The sequence below is a fragment of the Luteimonas terrae genome (genome assembly GCF_031457535.1).
Taxonomy (GTDB): domain Bacteria; phylum Pseudomonadota; class Gammaproteobacteria; order Xanthomonadales; family Xanthomonadaceae; genus Luteimonas; species Luteimonas terrae_A.
This window is the reverse complement of sequence record NZ_JAVDWO010000026.1, coordinates 1-1,183: the sequence shown is the minus strand read 5'-3', so window position 1 is coordinate 1,183 and position 1,183 is coordinate 1. Positions and strand designations below refer to the sequence as shown.

Here is a 1,183-nt window from a genome sequence, read left to right as displayed (position 1 = left end):
TGAAGCGTCCTCCTTTTTTCGAGTCATTCAAAAGTAGAGGTGGTGGGTGAGTGTGCCATCGCATAGCGCATCGGTGGCAAGCCGCCGAGGGCGCGATGCGGGCGTTGGTGGTTGTAGCGTTGGCGCCAGTCTTCAGTCATCCGCCGGACCTCCTGCAAACTGGTGAAGACATAGCGGTCGAGCACCTCGGTGCGCAACGTCCGGTTGAAGCGTTCGATGTAGGCATTCTGCGTGGGCTTGCCAGGCTGGATATGCAGCAGTTCGACGCAGTTTCGAACCGCCCATTGCGCCAATGCAGCGCTGATGAATTCCGGGCCGTTATCGAGCCTGAGCCGTCGCGGTGCGCCGCGCAGTTCGACGAGTTCGTCCAAGGCACGCACGACGCGGCTGGATGGCAGGCTTGTGTCCACTTCGATTCGCAACGATTCGCGGTTGAAATCGTCGTTGACGTTGAAGGTCCGGAAGCGGCGGCCCGACCACAGCGCATCCGACATGAAGTCCGCCGACCAGGTGTGGTTGGCGGCGGCTGGTACCTCGAGCGGATTGCGGATGCGATCGGGAAGACGACGCTTCCCGCGACGCGGAAGATTCAATTTCAGCGCCTTGTACACCCGCCACGCCCGAGTCTTGCCCCAGCCCGTTGGTCGCAGCGCCTCATCGAACAACAAGCCAAAGCCGTGGCCCGGATTGATCTTGAGATGCGCTTCGATCAATGCGACCAACGGCGTATCGTTGCGAACACGTGGGTAATAGTGCCGCGCCGAACGCGACAGACCGAGCGCCCGATCTGCGCGTCGCGCACTCAGTCCGTGGTCCACTTGCATTGCCAGACTCAGCTCCAGCCGACGAGCCTGGCCTAGGCTTTTCGCGAGAGCACATCCTTCAGCGCGTGGTGCTCCAGCGCCAGCTCAGCGTACATCCGCTTCATTCGCGCCAGCTCGCTCTCGACATCCTTGAGATGCCGCAGCTGCGACACCTCCAGACCTGCGTATTTGGACTTCCACACGTAGTAGGTCGGCTCGCTGATGCCGTGCTTGCGGCACGTCTCGGCAACCTTCGCGCCGGCCTCGACCTCTTTGAGGATCCGGACCATCTGTTCTTCGGTGAAACGTGACTTCTTCATGTGAGCTCCTGCTGTGGGAACTCTACTTCCGAGCGGATCGAATTAACGAGGACGCTTCAA

1 protein-coding gene is annotated in these 1,183 nt (G+C 60.8%); it reads right to left on the bottom strand.

The features are described 5' to 3' along the window. Positions 1–23 precede the first annotated feature (23 nt). Positions 24–1,123 (bottom strand): IS3 family transposase gene (locus J2W68_RS17950; protein WP_310238768.1). Its coding sequence is split into 2 segments (ribosomal slippage): positions 24–862 and positions 862–1,123, totalling 1,101 coding nucleotides; the frame shifts between segments, so codons are not numbered across the junction. Between the last annotated feature and the right edge of the window lie 60 nt (positions 1,124–1,183).